The sequence below is a fragment of the Peteryoungia ipomoeae genome, from assembly GCF_004912165.1.
Classification (GTDB): Bacteria; Pseudomonadota; Alphaproteobacteria; order Rhizobiales; family Rhizobiaceae; genus Allorhizobium; species Allorhizobium ipomoeae.
Window position 1 is genome coordinate 389,091 of sequence record NZ_STGV01000005.1, and the last position, 16,189, is coordinate 405,279.

Sequence of the window (16,189 nt, forward strand, 5' to 3'; positions counted from 1 at the left end):
TCGATTGACGTACTCGTTTTTTTACGGCATATCAAGAGCTGTGATGGCAAACACGGTGCAGGTGGCAACGAGAGCGTAGTGGACGGTTAATGAAACACGAAGCAAAGACAGCCGGCCCCTCGGGCGCGGCGCAAACCGAAGAAACCAGGCCGGCAGATGCATCGGCGGTTTCCGGTCGCTTTGCTGCGGGCGCCGATCCGGTCAAACGCGGCCAGATTCTGGATGGCGCCAAACGCGTCTTCATGAAGATGGGCTATGATGCCGCCAGCATGAATGACGTGACCCGCGAGGCCGGCGTTTCCAAGGGCACCATCTATGTCTACTTCCAGAGCAAGGAAGAGCTGTTCGCCGCCTTGATCGAGCGCGCCAAGGGCCTGTTTGCCGAAAGCGTTCGCGAACTTCTCGCCCAAAGCCCCGAGCCCGTCGAAGCGCTTCGCCGCTTTGCCCACGCCTTTGCGCGACAGATCCTCGACAGCGACATGATCCCCGCCATGCGCATCGTTCTGGGCGTCATCGATCGCATGCCGACATTGTGCCAGCGCTTCTTCGCCGGCTCGCCGACCAATGCGCGCAGTGTCTTGAAGGCCTATCTCGACACGCAGGTGGCGGACGGTTTTTTCTATATCGACGACACCGATCTTGCCGCCACGCAGTTCATCGAACTGACGGTCGGCAGCTTCTTCAAAGGCAAGCTCTTCAACGATATCAGTGAGCGGCCTTCGGACGAGGAGGTCTCGCGCGTGATCGAAAGCGGTCTCTCGGTCTTCCTTGCCGGGTATGCGCGTCGCCACCCGGCACCCTGATCAACAACGATCTGTAACAGCCGCACCTTGCCAAGTGCGGCGCTTTGTCCCATCTGTGTCGGGCCCTCATTTTATTGGATATTCTAGACATGGACCAGATCCTCCCCCTGCTACAGGACCCGGCTGCCTGGGTTGCGCTCGTCACGCTCGTCGTGATGGAAGTCGTTCTCGGCATCGACAACCTCATCTTCATCTCGATCCTCACCAACAAGCTGCCGCAGGAAATGCGCGAGAAGGCCCGACGCATCGGCATCGGTCTTGCGCTCATCATGCGCCTTGGCCTGCTCGGCACCGTCGCCTGGATCGTCCAACTGACCACCCCGGTCTTCGAAGCCTTCGGCCACGGCTTCTCCTGGAAGGACATGATCCTGATTGCCGGCGGTCTGTTCCTCGTCTGGAAGGCGACCAAGGAAATCCATCACAATGTCGACCCCGTGGACAAGCAAGAAGACTTCATCGCCTCGTCCGCTTCCACCACCTTTGCCAGCGCGATCGGCCAGATCCTCCTGCTCGACCTCGTCTTTTCGATCGACAGCATCATCACCGCCGTCGGCATGACGCCGCATGTGCCGATCATGGTCGTGGCCGTTATCGTCGCCGTGACCGTCATGCTGGTCGCCGCCACCCCGCTTGCCAACTTCATCGAGAAGAACCCGACCATCGTCATGCTGGCGCTTGCCTTCCTGCTGATGATCGGTACCACGCTGATCGCCGAAGGCATGGGCTTCCATGTGCCGAAGGGTTACGTCTACGCCGCCATGGCCTTCTCGGCACTGGTCGAGGTGCTGAACATGTTCGCCCGGCGCAAGCGCGAGCGTGACCGGCTTGCCAAGACGTCGGCACCCGCCCTGCATTGATCGCCCCTAGATATCAACGGCGGCCTGCGAAAGCGGGCCGTTTTTTTTTGCGCAAGGATCGCCCTCTGGGAACCGACCGCCTTGCTTGCGCGCTTTGCAACGCATACTCGGTTATAGGACTGAGCGACCTTCCTCCGAGGCACCATGACATACGAGCAAATTCTTTCCTTCGGACTGATCGCCGCCATGATGGCGGCCTTCCTGTGGGAGAAACTGCGGTATGACGTGATCGCCTGCGTGGCCCTTGTGGCCGCTGTCGGGCTTGGCCTGGTCAAGCCGGGCGATGCCTTTGACGGTTTTTCCGATGATCTCGTCATCATTGTCGCAAGCGCGCTCGTGGTCTCGGCCGGCGTTGCCCGCTCGGGCGTCGTGGATCTGGCCATCAAGCGCTTCTTTCCCTCGCTCTCCACCCTGCACGGCCAGATGCTGCTGCTGACGATGTCGGTCGCGGTGCTCTCGGCCTTCATCAAGAACATCGGTGCGCTTGCCATCATGATGCCGGTGGCTTTCCAGTTCGCCCGCAGATCCAGCATCCCCGTCTCGGTCTATCTGATGCCCATGGCCTTTTCCGCCCTCCTGGGCGGCCTGATGACCCAGATCGGCACCTCACCCAACATTGCCGTATCCCGCCTGCGCGAGGAGTTGACCGGCACGTCCTTCACCATGTTCGACTTCACCGCCGTCGGCGGCATCCTGACGGTCTGCGGCATCCTGTTCCTGCTCTTCTTCCATTGGCTTTTGCCGCGCCGTGAAAACCAGCACCCTTCGCTCAAGGAAGCGCTGGAAAGCTCGAGCTTTGCGACCGAAGCCCGTATCCCCGCGCAATCGCCGCTGATTGGCAAGACGCTGCACAGCCTGCTTGAAGGCGCGCGTTCGGAGGTCGTCGCAACCGCCATCCTGCGCGGCGACACCCGGCTTTCCCCTTTTCCCGACATCACGCTGCAGGAAGACGACACGATCCTGCTCGAAGGCCCCTCGCAAGGCCTTGATCGCATGGTCTCGCAAGCCGGCCTTGCGCTCGGCAGCGAAGGAAGCGGAAAACTCGGCCCGGACCGCAAGAAGCGCGGCGATCTGTCCTCGGTGGAAGCCGTCATCGGTCGCGGCTCCCCCTTGATCGGACAGACGGCGCGGGAACTGGCGCTGGTCCACACCTATGGCGTCAATCTCCTGGCCGTCAGCCGCCAGGGCAAGCGCATCCGCGAGCGGCTCGGCACCATGACGCTCCGGTCAGGCGATGTCGTGCTTTTGCAAGGCTTGCGCCAGCAGATGCCGGCCATCCTGATGGAACTGGGCTGCCTGCCGCTTGCCGAGCGGGAAATACTCCTGGGAACATCGCGCAGCATCTATATCCCGCTCGCCATTCTGGTGATCGCCATGGGCGCAACGGCACTTGGCCTTGCACCCGTCGCCATCGCCTTCTTCACGGCCGCACTTGCCATGGTCGCCTTCGGCGTCATCCCGGTGAGCGAAGTCTACCGCGCGGTCGACGGCCCCATCCTCGTGATGCTTGCAGCCCTGATCCCGGTTGCCGATACGCTGCGCACGACAGGCGGCAGCGATGTCATCGGCGGCTGGCTGAATATGGCTGCCGTCGGCATGCCGCCCTGGGGTGCCGTCGCCATGATCCTGGTGACGGCCATGGCGGTGACGCCTTTCCTCAACAATGCCGCCACGGTGCTGGTCATGGCGCCCATTGCCGCCAGCTTTGCAACCGGCCTCGGCTACAAGCCGGAAGCCTTCCTGATGGCGGTTGCGATCGGCGCCGGCTGTGATTTCCTCACCCCGATCGGCCATCAGTGCAACACGCTGGTCATGGGCCCGGGCGGCTACAAGTTCTCCGACTACCCAAGGCTTGGCCTGCCGCTGTCGATCATGGTGCTGCTGGTCGCAGTGCCCGCCCTTCTCTTTGTCTGGCCGGTTCAATAAATCCGCCACCCGTGAGTGCGAAACGCAAAAAAAGAACCTGCGCCGGCGGGCGCAGGTTCTAGGGGGCGGGGACTTGGGGGAGAATACAGGTCGGACGGGTAAGGGGCTCGCCTGCCATTTCGTTGGCCACGGAGAGAAACCGGAAAAACCTCCGTGTTCCCCTTGATCCATCGCGTCCGGTTGGCACGACCTGTATTCTGATCAGGTAACGCCCAGCCTGAACTCCGGTTCCACCCCTGCTAAATTATTTTTGCCGAAGGCATCGGTCGAGCGACGCAAACAGCCGCCGACCGTGGTTTTCCTTGACGCAATCGCCTGAATATGGCCTAAGGCCAGCCGGTGGAACAGGCATGGCATCAGGTGAAAACCAGCCCGCCCCACCGTCAAACGCATCCTTTGCATCCCCTTGAAGACCAGGCATCCGCCCGGTCCCCGCACGCACCACGAGCTGAGTTCCATGACCAATTCCGGCGTCCGCGTCCGCATCGCACCCTCTCCGACCGGCGAGCCCCATGTCGGCACCGCCTATATCGCGCTGTTCAACTATCTCTTCGCGAAGAAATTCGGCGGCGAGTTCATCCTGCGCATCGAGGACACCGACGCCACCCGCTCGACGGCGGAATTCGAGCAGAAGGTGCTGGACGCGCTGAAATGGACCGGCCTCACCTGGTCGGAAGGCCCTGACGTCGGCGGCCCCTATGGCCCCTATCGCCAGTCCGAGCGCAAGGATCTCTACCGCCCCTTCGTCGACAAGATGCTCGACAATGGCGGCGCCTTCCATTGCTTCTGCACGCCGGCCCGGCTGGAAAGCATGCGCGAGGCGCAGCGCGCCGCCGGCAAGCCCCCCGGGTATGACGGCCACTGCCTGCATCTGAAGGCCGAGGAAGTGACCGCCCGCGTCGCCGCCGGCGAGCCGCATGTCGTGCGCCTGAAGGTGCCGACCGAAGGCTCCTGCGATTTCCACGACGGCGTCTATGGCGATGTGTCGATCCCGTGGGAAAGCGTCGACATGCAGGTCCTGCTGAAGGCCGATGGCATGCCGACCTATCACATGGCAAACGTCGTCGACGACCACATGATGAAGATCACCCACGTCGCCCGCGGCGAGGAGTGGCTGGCATCGGTGCCGAAGCACATCCTGATCTACAAGCATCTCGGCCTTGAGCCGCCAAAATTCCTGCACCTGTCGCTGATGCGCAATCACGACAAGTCGAAGCTGTCGAAGCGCAAGAACCCGACCTCGATCTCCTATTACTCGGCCCTCGGCTATCTGCCGGAAGCCCTGATGAACTTCCTTGGCCTGTTCTTCATCCAGATCGCCGAAGGCGAGGAACTGCTGTCGATGGAAGAGCTGATCGCAAAGTTCGATCCGGACAACCTCTCCAAGGCCGGCGCCATCTTCGACATCCAGAAGCTCGACTGGCTGAACGGCCGCTGGCTGCGCGAGAAGCTGACACCGGAAGACTTCGTCGCCCGCGTTCTCGACTGGTCGATGGAGAATGATCGCCTCGTCGAAGGCCTGAAGCTTGCCCAGAGCCGCGTCACCAAGCTCGGCGAAGTGCCGCCGCTTGCCGGCTTCCTGCTCGCCAACGACGTCGGCCTGACGCCTGCCTCCTTCGGCGGCCTGAAGACCAGCCCGGCGGAAACGCTCGAAATCGTCACCACCGTCCAGGCGGATCTCGAAAAGATCCTCGAATGGAACGTCACGACCATCGAGGAGGAACTCCGCGCGATTTCCGAACGCTTGGGCAAGAAGCTCCGCGTCGTCACCCCGCCCCTCTTCGTCGCCGTCTCCGGCAGCCAGCGCTCGCTGCCGCTGTTTGACAGTATGGCGCTCCTCGGCCGCTCGGTTGTGCGCCAGCGCCTGAAGGTCGCGATCCAGGTGCTGACCGCAATGGCAGGTGCGCAGACCTAAAATGCCGCGCCTCCGTTGCCGGTGGCGCATTCATTACCCCCCTCTGCCCTGCCGGGCATCTCCCCCACAAGGGGGGAGAGCGGGCAAGCCCGAACCGGCGGAGACCAGTCTCCCCCCTTGTGGGGGAGATGTCACGAAGTGACAGAGGGGGGTGAAACACACTCCGAGCCGATCTGAGGCAGAAAATGACCGAACAGAAGACCGAAACCGCCCTCTCCTCCGACGCAACGGAAGTCCGTCGCCAGAAGCTCGCCCTGCTGCGCGAGAAGATCGGCGACGTCTATCCGGCGCATTTCCACCGCACCATCACCAACACGGAACTGGCGGAAAAATACAAGGACCTCGAGGCCGACGTCGAAACCACCGATGTGGTCACCGTGGCCGGTCGCGTCTATTCCTCGCGCAACTCCGGCATGTTCATGGATATCCATGACGCCGGCGGCAAGATCCAGATCTTCTCCCACAAGGACGTGACGCCGGAAGAAGCCCGCAACATGCTGGCGATGATCGACCTCGGCGACATCATCGGCGTCACCGGCATCGTGCGCCGCACCAAGCGTGGCGAGCTGTCGATCAGCGCCCGCGAAATCACCATGCTGACCAAGTCGCTCCTGCCGATGCCGGAAAAGTGGAACGGCATTGCCGATGTCGAGATCCGCTATCGCAAGCGCCACCTCGACATCATGAGCAACGAGGAATCCAAGCTGCGTTTCCAGCAGCGTTCGAAGATAATTTCCGGCATCCGCCGCTTCATGGAAAACGACGGCTTCATGGAAGTCGAAACGCCGATGCTGCATTCCGTCTATGGCGGCGCGACGGCCGATCCGTTCAAGACCCACCACAACACGCTGAAGCAGGACATGTACCTGCGCATCGCGCCGGAACTGTTTTTGAAGCGCACGCTGGTATCCGGCCTCACCGACAAGGTGTTCGAGGTCAACCGCAACTTCCGCAACGAAGGCGTTTCCACCCGGCACAATCCTGAATTCACCATGATGGAATGCTACTGGGCCTATGCGGACTATGAGGACATCATGGACCTCGTGGAGCGCATGTTTGCAGAGCTGGCAGTCAAGATCCACGGCTCGACCGAGTTCATGTACGGCGAGACGGAAATGTCCTTCAAGGGACCGTTCAAGCGCGTGCCGATGCCTGACGCCGTCAAGGAAGCGACCGGCATCGATTTCCTCGCCATGAAGACCGACGAGGAAGCGCGCGCTGCCGCCAAGGCCGCCGGTTTCGAAGTCGAGAAGGACTGGACCTGGGGCGAATGCCTCGCCTTCATCTTCGAGGAAAAGGTCGAAGGCACGCTGATCCAGCCGTCGCACGTCACCCATTTCCCGAAGGACATCTCGCCCTTCGCCAAGGAAGTGCCGGGTGAACCGCGCCTCGTCGAGCGCTTCGAGACCTATTGCAACGCCTGGGAACTGGGCAATGCGTTTTCCGAACTGAACGACCCGGAAGAACAGCGCAAGCGCATGGTCGAGCAGCTGGAACAGGCCCACGCCCGTGGCGAAAAGGACAAGCAACTGGACGACGAGTTCCTGGACGCGATCGATCAGGGCATGCCGCCGGCCGGTGGCCTCGGCATCGGCGTCGACCGCCTGACCATGCTTCTGACCAACGCCCCGTCGATCCGCGACGTCATCCTCTTCCCGGCCCGCAAGGCCAAGGCGGACTGAGCACTCGCTGAACGATCCCGCTCGGGAAAAGACAAAGGGCGGTCATCCTGCGATGACCGCCCTTTCTTGTGGGCTTTGGTGAAGCCTGATTGGCCTCAGCAATTCAATGATCCGCCTTGGCGTGCTCATCCGTTTTCGGCTGGGCCTTGGGCGGCAGGATGGCCTCGTCTTCGGCGGGTGCATCGGGGCCACCGCCAGCATTTGCCGGCTTGGGATGCGTTACCGGCTTTGCCGCCGCATCATCGCCCATTGCCTCTGCCCCGCCGGCGTCCCCACCTTCGATCGGTGCCGCGCGCATCTTGGCAAGCCAGTCATCCCCCTGGATTGGTTCCGCCGTGGGGCCAGCATCTTCGGACCCTGTGAGAGGCTTTTCCGCCACATCCGCCGCGGCTTCTTCGCCGCCGCCAAGCCCCACCATGCTTTTCAGTCCGTCGAACCAGCCCTTGTCGTCTGCGGGAGCGGCTTCATCCTTTGCCGCATGGTCTTCGGCGGGCGCTGCATGGTCTTCGGCAGGCTTTGCGTGGTCATCGGCAGGTGCCGCATGCTCTTCGGCAGGTGCCGCATGCTCTTCGGCAGGTGCTGCATGCTCTTCGACAGGCGCCGCATGATCATCGGCCGGTGCCGCGTGATCATCGGCCGGTGCCGCGTGGTCATCGACCTTGGCCGCCTCGACATGGGTTGCCGGCACCTCGGCGGCCGCGTTGTCGGGCTCCACCGGAGCATGCCCCTCACCCGCCGCGGCGCCATGCGCATCCGTAGACTCTGCGCCGGCCTTGGCATGATCGGTGGTGTCAGCGCCATGCTCTTGCGTCGGGCTCGCAGGATTGACAGCAGGAAGGTCATGCCCGGCATCCTGAGGGCCATGGCCATCGGCGGGCACGGCAGCGTGCTCGGCGGGCGCCGCCTCGCGGCCGGCCGCGGCCGGCTGTTCATGCTCGCCTGCAGCCGTCTCGCCGTGAGCATCGGCAGGAGCGGCATGGCCCTCTGCATGTCCTTCAGCCTCGGCAGGGGGCACCGCATGGCCGTCACCGGCATCCGCCGCATGGCCTTCGGCGGAGGCGTCTTCGCCACCCAGGCCAACCATGCCCATCAGCGAGGCCATCCAGCCCTTGCCGTCTTCCGCGCCATGGTCGGCAACCGGTGTTTCCTCGCCATGGCCATCTGCAGGTGCGTCCCCGTGACCGTCATCGGGCGCCGCTGCACCATGGTCGTCCGCGGGTTTTTCGCCGTGTCCGTCGGCCGGTGCCGCGCCATGGGCGTCTCCGCCGCCATGCGCATCCGCTTCGCCATGACTGTCGCTTGCGCCGTGATCGCCGCCCTCCGGCAACGCGACCTCCAGCTTGGCGCAATCGGTCTGATCGTTGAGCTTGGCAACCAGCGCATCGATATCCGCCTCGATCATGTCGAAACGCTCGCCGAAGAACTGGCCGTTCGGCGCGGCATCGCCGTCGATATAGCGCGCCGTCAGGTGCCGCGCAGAGGCAGCCTCAGGCACGCGGCTTGGATCGGGCACATAAAGAATGTCAGCGCCAACAGCGCGTCCACGGATCAGTGCACGGCTTGTCGGTCCGGCCTTGTCGAGCACGACCACCTGCACGAGATCGGCCTTTTTCTCCTGCTGCACGGCCTTGGCGACGCGCAGAGCTGTCTTCACCCGACCGATGCCGTCTGCAGGCTTGTCCGTGGTGACATATTTCCGGATCCAGAAGCGATCCTTCTTTCGGATCTCCACCGTCTGCACTTCGGTGCAGGCAAAGCCGTTCAGCTCGGCATAGGACGGTCCAAGGATCTTGTCTGTCCCGAGAAAGACGGCGGCGACGCCTGTGCCGCCACCCCCGATGACGAGCAGACCGCTGGCAATCAGCACGACCTTGCGTGACAGGTGAGGCCTGGGGATCCTCACGCTCTAAACTCCGCCATGTTACCGTTCCGACTGTTGACGCAATACTGTCCCCTTCATACCCGCCGCGTGTTAGAGAACCCTTAAGCCGCCATTCTCGGAATGGAACGCCCGCATCCGGTCGCCTCTTGCAAATGATTTGCAACAGCATTGACAAAGCGTCCTCGCGCTATAAGTTTTAATGAGAATGAGTTGCAACAAAAGGATTGCCCATGACGTCGATGCTTGGCCGACTGCTTGCTCTCGCCCTTCTTCTGCCGGGCGTGGCATTTGCGCAGGAAAAGCCGAAGATCGTCACCACGTTTACGGTGATCGCCGATATCGCCAAGAATGTCGCCGGCGACGCCGCAACCGTAGAAAGCATCACCAAGCCTGGCGCGGAAATCCACGGCTACCAGCCGACCCCGCGCGACATCCTCAAAGCCCGTGACGCCGACCTGGTCTTGTGGAACGGCCTCAACCTCGAAGCCTGGTTTGAGAAATTCCTCGCCAATCTCGGCGATGTGCCACAGGTCGTGGTGAGCGAAGGCATCGAGCCAATCGACATCTCCGGCGGCGATTATGAGGGCCGTCCCAACCCACATGCCTGGATGTCACCGGAAAACGCGCTCATCTATGTCGACAACATCCGCAAGGCCCTGATCCAGATCGACCCTGCCAATATAGCGATCTACGAGGCCAATGCCCGGACCTATGCGCTGAAGATCAAGGCCGAGATCGATCCGCTCAAGGCCGAGATATCGGCACTGCCGGAAGATCGTCGCTATCTTGTCACCAGCGAGGGAGCCTTTTCCTACCTCGCGCGCGACCTCGGCCTGAAGGAACTCTACCTCTGGCCGATCAACGCCGACAGCCAGGGCACGCCTCAGCAGGTCAAGGCCGTCGTCGATGCCGTCGTCGAGAACCGTATCCCCGTCGTCTTTTCCGAAAGCACCGTCTCCGACAAGCCGGCCCGCCAGGTCGCTGCCGAAACGGGTGCTGCCTATGGCGGCATTCTCTATGTCGATTCTCTGAGCGAAGAAGGTGGCCCCGTTCCCACCTATATCGACCTGCTCAAGGTGACGGTTTCGACCATCGCGAAAGGATTGCGCGGATGATCATGGGCACGCGGTCGCGGCAGCCGGCAGGGGCGGAAAAACCCGTCGAGGGCATCGCCGCCCATGACGTCACCGTCACCTATCGCAACGGCCATACGGCGCTGCGTCATGCAAGCTTCGTCATCCCGCCCGGCACGATCACCGCTCTGGTCGGCGTCAACGGCGCCGGCAAGTCCACCCTGTTCAAGGCCATCATGGGCTTTGTGCCGGTTGCCTCGGGCGAGATCCGCGTGCTCGGCATGAGCGTGCGCGATGCGCTCCGGCAAAACCTCATCGCCTACGTACCCCAGGCCGAGGAGGTCGACTGGAACTTTCCCGTGCTCGTCGAGGACGTCGTCATGATGGGCCGCTACGGCCATATGGGCTTCCTGCGCATCCCCTCGAAACGCGATCACAGCCTGGTCGACGAGGCGCTGGCCCGCGTCGGCATGTCGGATTACCGCAAGCGCCAGATCGGCGAGCTCTCAGGCGGCCAGCGCAAGCGCGTCTTCCTCGCCCGCGCGCTCGCCCAGGAAGGCCGCGTCATCCTGCTGGACGAACCCTTTACCGGCGTCGACGTCACCACCGAGGAACAGATCATCGCCCTGATGAAGGACCTGCGCGCCGAGGGCCGGGTCATGCTGGTCTCGACCCACAATCTCGGCAGCGTCCCGGATTTCTGCGACCGTACCGTCTTCGTCAAGGGAACCGTCATCGCCTCGGGCAAGACCGAGGACACCTTCACCGAAGACAACTTGAAGACGGCCTTCGGCGGCGCGCTGCGCCATTTCGTGCTCGCCGGCCGCGATCTGCATGAGGACGAGGATGGCCGCGAGGTCACGGTCATCTCCGATGACGAACGTCCCTTCGTCATCTACGGCAAGCCGAAACCGGGAGCGGACAATGCTGGCGACGCTTCTTGAACCCTTCACCTATGACTATATGCGCAACGCCATTCTGGTGAGTGCACTGGTCGGTGGCGTCTGCGGCTTCCTCTCCGCCTATCTGATGCTGAAAGGCTGGTCGCTGATTGGCGACGCGCTCTCCCATGCCATCGTGCCCGGCGTCGCCGGTGCCTATATGCTCGGCCTCCCCTTCGCCTTCGGCGCTTTCCTCTCCGGCGGTATGGCAGCCCTTGCCATCCTCTTCCTCAACCAGCGCACCAAGCTCAAGGAAGATGCAATCATCGGCCTGATCTTCACCTCCTTCTTCGGGCTTGGCCTGTTCATGGTGTCGATCTCGCCCGTCGCAATCGACATCAAGACCATCGTGCTCGGCAATATCCTTGCCATCACCCCGACCGATACGCTGCAGCTCGTCCTGATCGGCGGCATCAGCCTCCTCGTGCTGGCGCTGAAATGGAAGGACCTGATGGTCACCTTCTTCGACGAGAACCACGCCCGCTCGATCGGCCTGAAGCCCGAGCGCCTGAAGGTGATCTTCTTCACCCTGCTTGCCGCCTCCACGGTTGCCGCCATGCAGACCGTCGGCGCCTTCCTCGTCATCGCCATGGTGGTGACGCCGGGCGCCACCGCCTATCTGCTGACGGACCGTTTCCAGCGCCTCATCCTCATGGCGCTCGGCATTGGCGCGGGCACCAGCTTCATCGGCGCTTATACGAGCTATTTCCTCGATGGCGCCACCGGCGGCATCATCGTCGTGCTGCAAACGCTGATCTTCCTCTCAGCCTTCGTCTTTGCCCCCAAGCACGGCATGCTCGCTGCCCGCAGCCGCGCAAGACGGGCGCTCGCGCCCGAGACGCCGGACGGGTCGCAGCAGGCAGCCTTGCCGAAGGAGCAGCCGGCATGAGCGAAACCCTCGAACTCGCCCTCCTCCCCTTCCAGCTACCCTTCATGCAAGCGGCCTTCATCGTCACGCTGATGATTGCCGTCCCCATGGCGCTGCTCTCCTGCCTTCTGGTGCTGAAGGGCTGGTCGCTGATGGGCGATGCCGTGTCCCATGCCGTGCTTCCGGGCGTGGTCATCGCCTATGTCGCCGGCATTCCGCTGGCCATCGGCGCCTTCATCGCCGGCCTCTTCTGTGCGCTTCTGACCGGCTTCATCAAGGAAAACAGCCGCATCAAGGAAGACACGGTGCTCGGCATCGTCTTTTCCGGCATGTTCGGCCTCGGCCTCGTCCTCTATGTCCAGGTCGAAAGCTCTGTGCATCTCGACCACATCCTGTTCGGCGACATGCTCGGCATCCTGCCATCGGACCTGATCGAAACCGGCCTAATCGCGCTTCTCGCCACGCTGTTCCTCGTCCTCCTGCGCAAGGATCTGCTGGCGCATGCCTTCGATCCACAGCATGCCCAGGCGATCGGCCTCTCTGTGCGCCTCCTCCACTACGGCCAGTTGGCCGTGCTCTCGCTGGTCGTCGTCGGCGCGCTGAAGGCGGTCGGCATCATCCTCTCCGTCGCCATGCTGGTCGCGCCCGGCGCCATCGCCTTCCTCGTCACGCGCCGCTTCCAGGCCATGCTGGTTACGGCGGTCGCCATTGCCGTCTTCGCCTCGCTCTCCGGCATCTATCTGAGCTTTTTCCTCGACAGCGCCCCCGCGCCCACGATCGTTTTGATCATGAGCGCCATCTTCGTCGCTGTCTTCGTGGTGGCACAGCTTCGCAATCGGCAGACGCAATCCAGCCTGTAAAAGACGCTTGGACCCGCAGGTTCAGACCCGCGCTTCCTCTTCCGCCCGGCGCACCCGGCGCGAGACGACCCATTCCCGCCAGACTGTGAAAAGCCCGGCGCCAACGACGATCAAGGCGCCGACAACGGTATTCCAGCGCAGCACTTCGCCAAACACGCTGACGGCGATCACAGCGCCGATCACCAGCTGCCAGTAGGAGATCGGCTGCACGATCACGGCATCGAGGTTTTCATAGGCCCGGATCAGCGAGAAATGGCCGATGATGCCGGTGCAGCAGAGCCCGCCCATCCACAACCAGTCGGACGCGGAAAACGGCACCCAGAAGAACGGCCCGAGCATATTGGCGCCGAGAAAGCCGACAATGGCGAGATAGAAGAAGCTCGTCGACGGCGCATCGTCGCGGCTGACCAGCCGCGTCGCGATCCCGTAGACCGCGCCGAGCACCGCACAGATCAGCGGCAGGATGATATAGACGTTGAAGCCATCGCCGCTTGGCGACAGCATCACGACGACGCCGATCAGGCCGAAGAAGATCGCCGTCCAACGCCGCCAGCCGACCTTTTCCCCGAGGATCGGCATGGAAAGAAGCGCCACGAAGATCGGCCCTGCGGCAAAGATCGCCTGGCTCTGGGCAAGCCCCGCCGTGTTGAAGGCGACAATCGAGATCAGGATCTGAGAAAACAGGATAAGGCCGCGCAAGACCTGCAAAAAGGGTCGCTTGGTATTGACCGCAGCGCTCAAGCCACCGGTCGAGCGCATTGCCAGAAAAACCGCAAAGGCAACAAAGGCCCAATAGCGCACCATGGCCACCTGAACCGGCGAATAGCTGCCGCCCAGATGTTTGGAAATCCCATCCTGAATGGCGAAGACGGAAAAGGCGAGAAAAGTGAAGGCGTAGCCGAGCGGCGTCGATTTCATGGCAGCGGGTGCAGACTTTTGTTCGAGGCAGGGTCCGCGGGCGAACCGACGGCTGTAAGTGCAATCCTACACCCCATCGGGAGATTGCCTAGCCCGGAATTTCATAGCTGCCATGCAACCTGACAACCATCGTCCGATGCAGGGAACAAGGCACCCTCATCTACCCGACCTGTCACCCGCACATGCCGCAACTGCCTCCCTCACCTACCCTACCCGACCTGCCGCACCTGCCTCAGCTGCCTCGCCGACCTCCCGCACCCACCTTCCTGGCCTTTCAGCTGCCCTGCCCGCATCCAGCACCTTCACCGCCCGCCTCGCCGGCCTCCAGCACCTGCGCCGCCCGCACCTGCCTCGCCTGCCTCGCCTGCCTCGCCGGCCCATTTTACTGGCCTTTCAGCTACCCTGCCCGCCTCCGCGCCTTCACCGCCAGCCTGGCCTTCCTCCCGCACGTACGCCGCCCGCTCCGCCTTACTCGCCCCCCGCAGCGGCCTTACTCACCTTTCACTGCCTTGCCCGCCTCCAGCACCTGCGCCGCCCGCCTCTTGCTGCCGCACCTGCCTCGACGTCCCGTACCCATCTTACTGGCCTTTCAGCTGTCCTGCCCGCCTCCAGCACCTTCGCCGCTTGCCTGGCCCACCTCCCGCACGTAAGCCGCCCGCCTCTTGCTCCCGCCTTACTCGCCTCCCGCAGCTACCCCGCCTGCCTGCCCGCCTCCAGCAACTGCGCCGCCCGCCTGACCCACCTCCCGCACGTACGCCGCCCGCCTCTTGCTCCCGCCTTACTCGCCTCCCGCAGCTACCCCCGCCGGCCTGACCTGCCCCCCGTCCCTGCCTCGCCCGTCTCCGGCAGCCGCCCCGCCCGCCCCGCCTCCTTCAACTGCCGCACCCGCCTCACCTGCGTGGCCGGCAGCACCCGGCTGGTGACCGTCAGGCAATGTCTGACACACCCAAGGGACGGAGGCCCCTTGTTTACCCTGACTGTTCAAACAGCTAGTACCTGCGCGTACTCCCCCGTATCATGCCGGGAAACCGGGGATAAAGAGATGCACCAGCACCGCAAAGACGCGATCTTCATCCGGAGCGCCGCACCGTTGGCAAGGGCGCTTGGGTTGGCTCTCGCCATCCTCACGGCCTCGTCTGCCAGCGCCCAGCAGCCGCAAATCATCCCTGCCACGCCCCTTGATGGCGGCGGCCTTCCGATGGATCCCTATCTCTGGCACGTCAGGGGACTGCCGCCCGGCCAGCGGCTCGCCATGCACAGCGGTTCTGGCCCCACCTTTCGTGTCATCCACGCGCTGGAAGAAGGCACGCCGATCGAGCGGCTCTCCTGCAAGGAAAGCCGCGGCGGCTACTGGTGCCGCATCGCCACCGTCACGCGCCCGCGCATTTCCGGCTGGGTCGATGGACGCTATCTCCTGGAAAACCCAGGCTTCGCCCCGCCGCATGACGAGCAAAGCTCCTCGACCGACCCCGTCATCGTGATCGACCCCTTTTGAAAACCCAGGCGACGCTGACGCTGCGGCCTTCCCACCCCAACTCCCCGGCGGGGAGATGATCAGGACGTCACCTCCGGGCACGCCGCTCCATCGACACGGCGCCCCATTCTGCACGGCGCATCCCACGGCACGGCGCATCCCCAAGCACAACGCCCCCTCTCCCCGCCTGCGGGGAGAGGGCAGGGTGAGGGGCAAGGGCCACCAGATGCAAGGCAAGCGGCGCGTTCCCGCTTCTCCCCAGCGGAGAGAAGATGGTCCGAAGGACCAGATGAGGGGGCGCGAAGCGCAAGGCGTCATGGTAAAGCCTTGGCAGGGGCACCGGAACCTGCGCTCGGTGAAGTTCGGCTGCGCCCCCCCTCATCCGGCGCATACGCGCCACCGTCTTTGCCGATGGGGAAACGAAGGGGTCGGCTGTGTCTCCTTGTGCGTCCCTTCAGCCCCTCATCCGCCCTTCGGGCACCTTCTCCCCGCAAGCAGGGAGAAGGCCACGACGGCCAGCCCGACCACAACGCTCCGACGGCACGACGGCAACCCCAACACAAGGCTTGGTCGGCTGGGCTCCATCTGCACGGCGCATCCCACGGCACGACGCCCCCTCTCCCCGCCTGCGGGGAGAGGGCAGGGTGAGGGGCAAGGCCATCAGATGCAAGGCAAGCGGCGCATTCCCGCTTCTCCCCGGCGGGGAGAAGATGGTCCGAAGGACCAGATGAGGGGGGCGCGAAGCGCAAGGCGGTATGGCAGGACCTTGGCAGGGTCACCGGAACCTGCGCTCGGTGGTACTCGGCTGCGCCGCCCCCTCATCCGGCGCTTGCGCGCCACCTTCTCCCCGTTGGGGAGAAGAGGGAAACCGCCCTCGGCAGCATCGCAAACATCAAAACCCGGGGATGCCGCACCCAAATTCTCGAGCCAAATCAACACCCCGCGCCTTCAATCATCCCCGTATTCCGCACATGCCCCATACTCGGTGCT

General features: G+C 63.4%; 13 protein-coding genes. 10 read left to right on the forward strand and 3 right to left on the reverse strand.

Annotation, left to right across the window (positions count from 1 at the left end; genetic code table 11):
* Positions 1-89: 89 nt before the first annotated feature.
* The 3 genes from FAA97_RS16615 to FAA97_RS16625 all read left to right on the forward strand — a co-directional run bounded on the left by FAA97_RS16615 (position 90) and on the right by FAA97_RS16625 (position 3,586).
* On the forward strand, positions 90-803 hold the full coding sequence (locus tag FAA97_RS16615) for a TetR/AcrR family transcriptional regulator (RefSeq protein ID WP_136599674.1): 714 nt from the start codon (positions 90-92) through the stop codon (positions 801-803).
* Between the two features lie 89 nt (positions 804-892).
* Positions 893-1,660: a TerC family protein gene (locus FAA97_RS16620; RefSeq protein ID WP_136599675.1), complete on the forward strand. Its 768-nt coding sequence runs from the start codon at positions 893-895 to the stop codon at positions 1,658-1,660.
* 144 nt (positions 1,661-1,804) lie between these two features.
* Positions 1,805-3,586 carry an SLC13 family permease gene (locus FAA97_RS16625; RefSeq protein WP_136599676.1) on the forward strand — a complete coding sequence of 594 codons (1,782 nt, stop codon included), beginning with the start codon at positions 1,805-1,807 and terminating at the stop codon, positions 3,584-3,586.
* A gap of 201 nt (positions 3,587-3,787) precedes the next feature.
* Here the strand turns inward: FAA97_RS16625 and FAA97_RS16630 are convergent, their stop codons facing one another.
* The gene (locus FAA97_RS16630) at positions 3,788-4,045 is read right to left on the reverse strand and encodes a hypothetical protein (protein WP_136599677.1); all 258 of its coding nucleotides are present in this window, start codon (positions 4,043-4,045) and stop codon (positions 3,788-3,790) included.
* On the opposite strand from FAA97_RS16630, the gene gltX reads away from it, so the two are divergent.
* Together gltX and lysS are read left to right on the forward strand one after the other, a co-directional pair.
* Positions 4,044-5,501 carry a glutamate--tRNA ligase gene (gltX, locus tag FAA97_RS16635; protein WP_136599678.1) on the forward strand — a complete coding sequence of 486 codons (1,458 nt, stop codon included), beginning with the start codon at positions 4,044-4,046 and terminating at the stop codon, positions 5,499-5,501. The genes FAA97_RS16630 and gltX overlap by 2 nt on opposite strands.
* Before the next feature lie 185 nt (positions 5,502-5,686).
* The gene (gene lysS, locus FAA97_RS16640) at positions 5,687-7,183 is read left to right on the forward strand and encodes a lysine--tRNA ligase (RefSeq protein WP_136599679.1); all 1,497 of its coding nucleotides are present in this window, start codon (positions 5,687-5,689) and stop codon (positions 7,181-7,183) included.
* Between the two features lie 103 nt (positions 7,184-7,286).
* Here the strand turns inward: lysS and FAA97_RS16645 are convergent, their stop codons facing one another.
* A complete protein-coding gene (locus FAA97_RS16645; protein WP_136599680.1) occupies positions 7,287-9,086 on the reverse strand; it encodes a hypothetical protein in 1,800 nt (599 codons plus the stop codon).
* 209 nt (positions 9,087-9,295) lie between these two features.
* On the opposite strand from FAA97_RS16645, the gene FAA97_RS16650 reads away from it, so the two are divergent.
* Genes FAA97_RS16650 through FAA97_RS16665 form a run of 4 tightly spaced genes read left to right on the forward strand, consistent with a single transcriptional unit; the run spans position 9,296 to position 12,807 of the window.
* Positions 9,296-10,180 carry a metal ABC transporter substrate-binding protein gene (locus FAA97_RS16650; RefSeq protein ID WP_136599681.1) on the forward strand — a complete coding sequence of 295 codons (885 nt, stop codon included), beginning with the start codon at positions 9,296-9,298 and terminating at the stop codon, positions 10,178-10,180.
* Complete coding sequence (locus FAA97_RS16655) at positions 10,177-11,082, forward strand: manganese/iron ABC transporter ATP-binding protein (RefSeq protein ID WP_281281348.1); 906 nt, start codon at positions 10,177-10,179, stop codon at positions 11,080-11,082. The genes FAA97_RS16650 and FAA97_RS16655 overlap by 4 nt, the downstream gene beginning before the upstream one ends.
* On the forward strand, positions 11,063-11,968 hold the full coding sequence (locus FAA97_RS16660) for a metal ABC transporter permease (protein WP_136599682.1): 906 nt from the start codon (positions 11,063-11,065) through the stop codon (positions 11,966-11,968). Before FAA97_RS16655 ends, FAA97_RS16660 begins: the two co-directional genes overlap by 20 nt.
* Positions 11,965-12,807: a metal ABC transporter permease gene (locus tag FAA97_RS16665; RefSeq protein ID WP_136599683.1), complete on the forward strand. Its 843-nt coding sequence runs from the start codon at positions 11,965-11,967 to the stop codon at positions 12,805-12,807. The genes FAA97_RS16660 and FAA97_RS16665 overlap by 4 nt, the downstream gene beginning before the upstream one ends.
* A gap of 21 nt (positions 12,808-12,828) precedes the next feature.
* On the opposite strand, the gene FAA97_RS16670 is transcribed toward FAA97_RS16665, so the two are convergent.
* Complete coding sequence (locus tag FAA97_RS16670; RefSeq protein ID WP_136599684.1) at positions 12,829-13,725, reverse strand: DMT family transporter; 897 nt, start codon at positions 13,723-13,725, stop codon at positions 12,829-12,831.
* A 1,042-nt stretch (positions 13,726-14,767) separates the two neighbouring features.
* Between FAA97_RS16670 and FAA97_RS16680 the strand changes: the two genes are divergently transcribed.
* Positions 14,768-15,220, forward strand: coding sequence for an SH3 domain-containing protein (locus FAA97_RS16680; RefSeq protein ID WP_246041521.1), 453 nt, complete (start codon positions 14,768-14,770; stop codon positions 15,218-15,220).
* The last annotated feature ends 969 nt before the right edge of the window (positions 15,221-16,189 follow it).

Excerpts from the sequence above, each read along its gene's own strand:
- FAA97_RS16615 (WP_136599674.1), top strand. The coding sequence starts at position 90 with ATGAAACACGAAGCAAAGACAGCCGGCCCCTCGGGCGCGGCGCAAACC.
- FAA97_RS16620 (WP_136599675.1), top strand. The coding sequence starts at position 893 with ATGGACCAGATCCTCCCCCTGCTACAGGACCCGGCTGCCTGGGTTGCG.
- FAA97_RS16625 (WP_136599676.1), top strand. The coding sequence starts at position 1,805 with ATGACATACGAGCAAATTCTTTCCTTCGGACTGATCGCCGCCATGATG.
- gltX (WP_136599678.1), top strand. The coding sequence starts at position 4,044 with ATGACCAATTCCGGCGTCCGCGTCCGCATCGCACCCTCTCCGACCGGC.
- FAA97_RS16630 (WP_136599677.1), bottom strand. The coding sequence starts at position 4,045 with ATGGAACTCAGCTCGTGGTGCGTGCGGGGACCGGGCGGATGCCTGGTC.
- lysS (WP_136599679.1), top strand. The coding sequence starts at position 5,687 with ATGACCGAACAGAAGACCGAAACCGCCCTCTCCTCCGACGCAACGGAA.
- FAA97_RS16650 (WP_136599681.1), top strand. The coding sequence starts at position 9,296 with ATGACGTCGATGCTTGGCCGACTGCTTGCTCTCGCCCTTCTTCTGCCG.
- FAA97_RS16655 (WP_281281348.1), top strand. The coding sequence starts at position 10,177 with ATGATCATGGGCACGCGGTCGCGGCAGCCGGCAGGGGCGGAAAAACCC.
- FAA97_RS16660 (WP_136599682.1), top strand. The coding sequence starts at position 11,063 with ATGCTGGCGACGCTTCTTGAACCCTTCACCTATGACTATATGCGCAAC.
- FAA97_RS16665 (WP_136599683.1), top strand. The coding sequence starts at position 11,965 with ATGAGCGAAACCCTCGAACTCGCCCTCCTCCCCTTCCAGCTACCCTTC.
- FAA97_RS16670 (WP_136599684.1), bottom strand. The coding sequence starts at position 13,725 with ATGAAATCGACGCCGCTCGGCTACGCCTTCACTTTTCTCGCCTTTTCC.
- FAA97_RS16680 (WP_246041521.1), top strand. The coding sequence starts at position 14,768 with ATGCACCAGCACCGCAAAGACGCGATCTTCATCCGGAGCGCCGCACCG.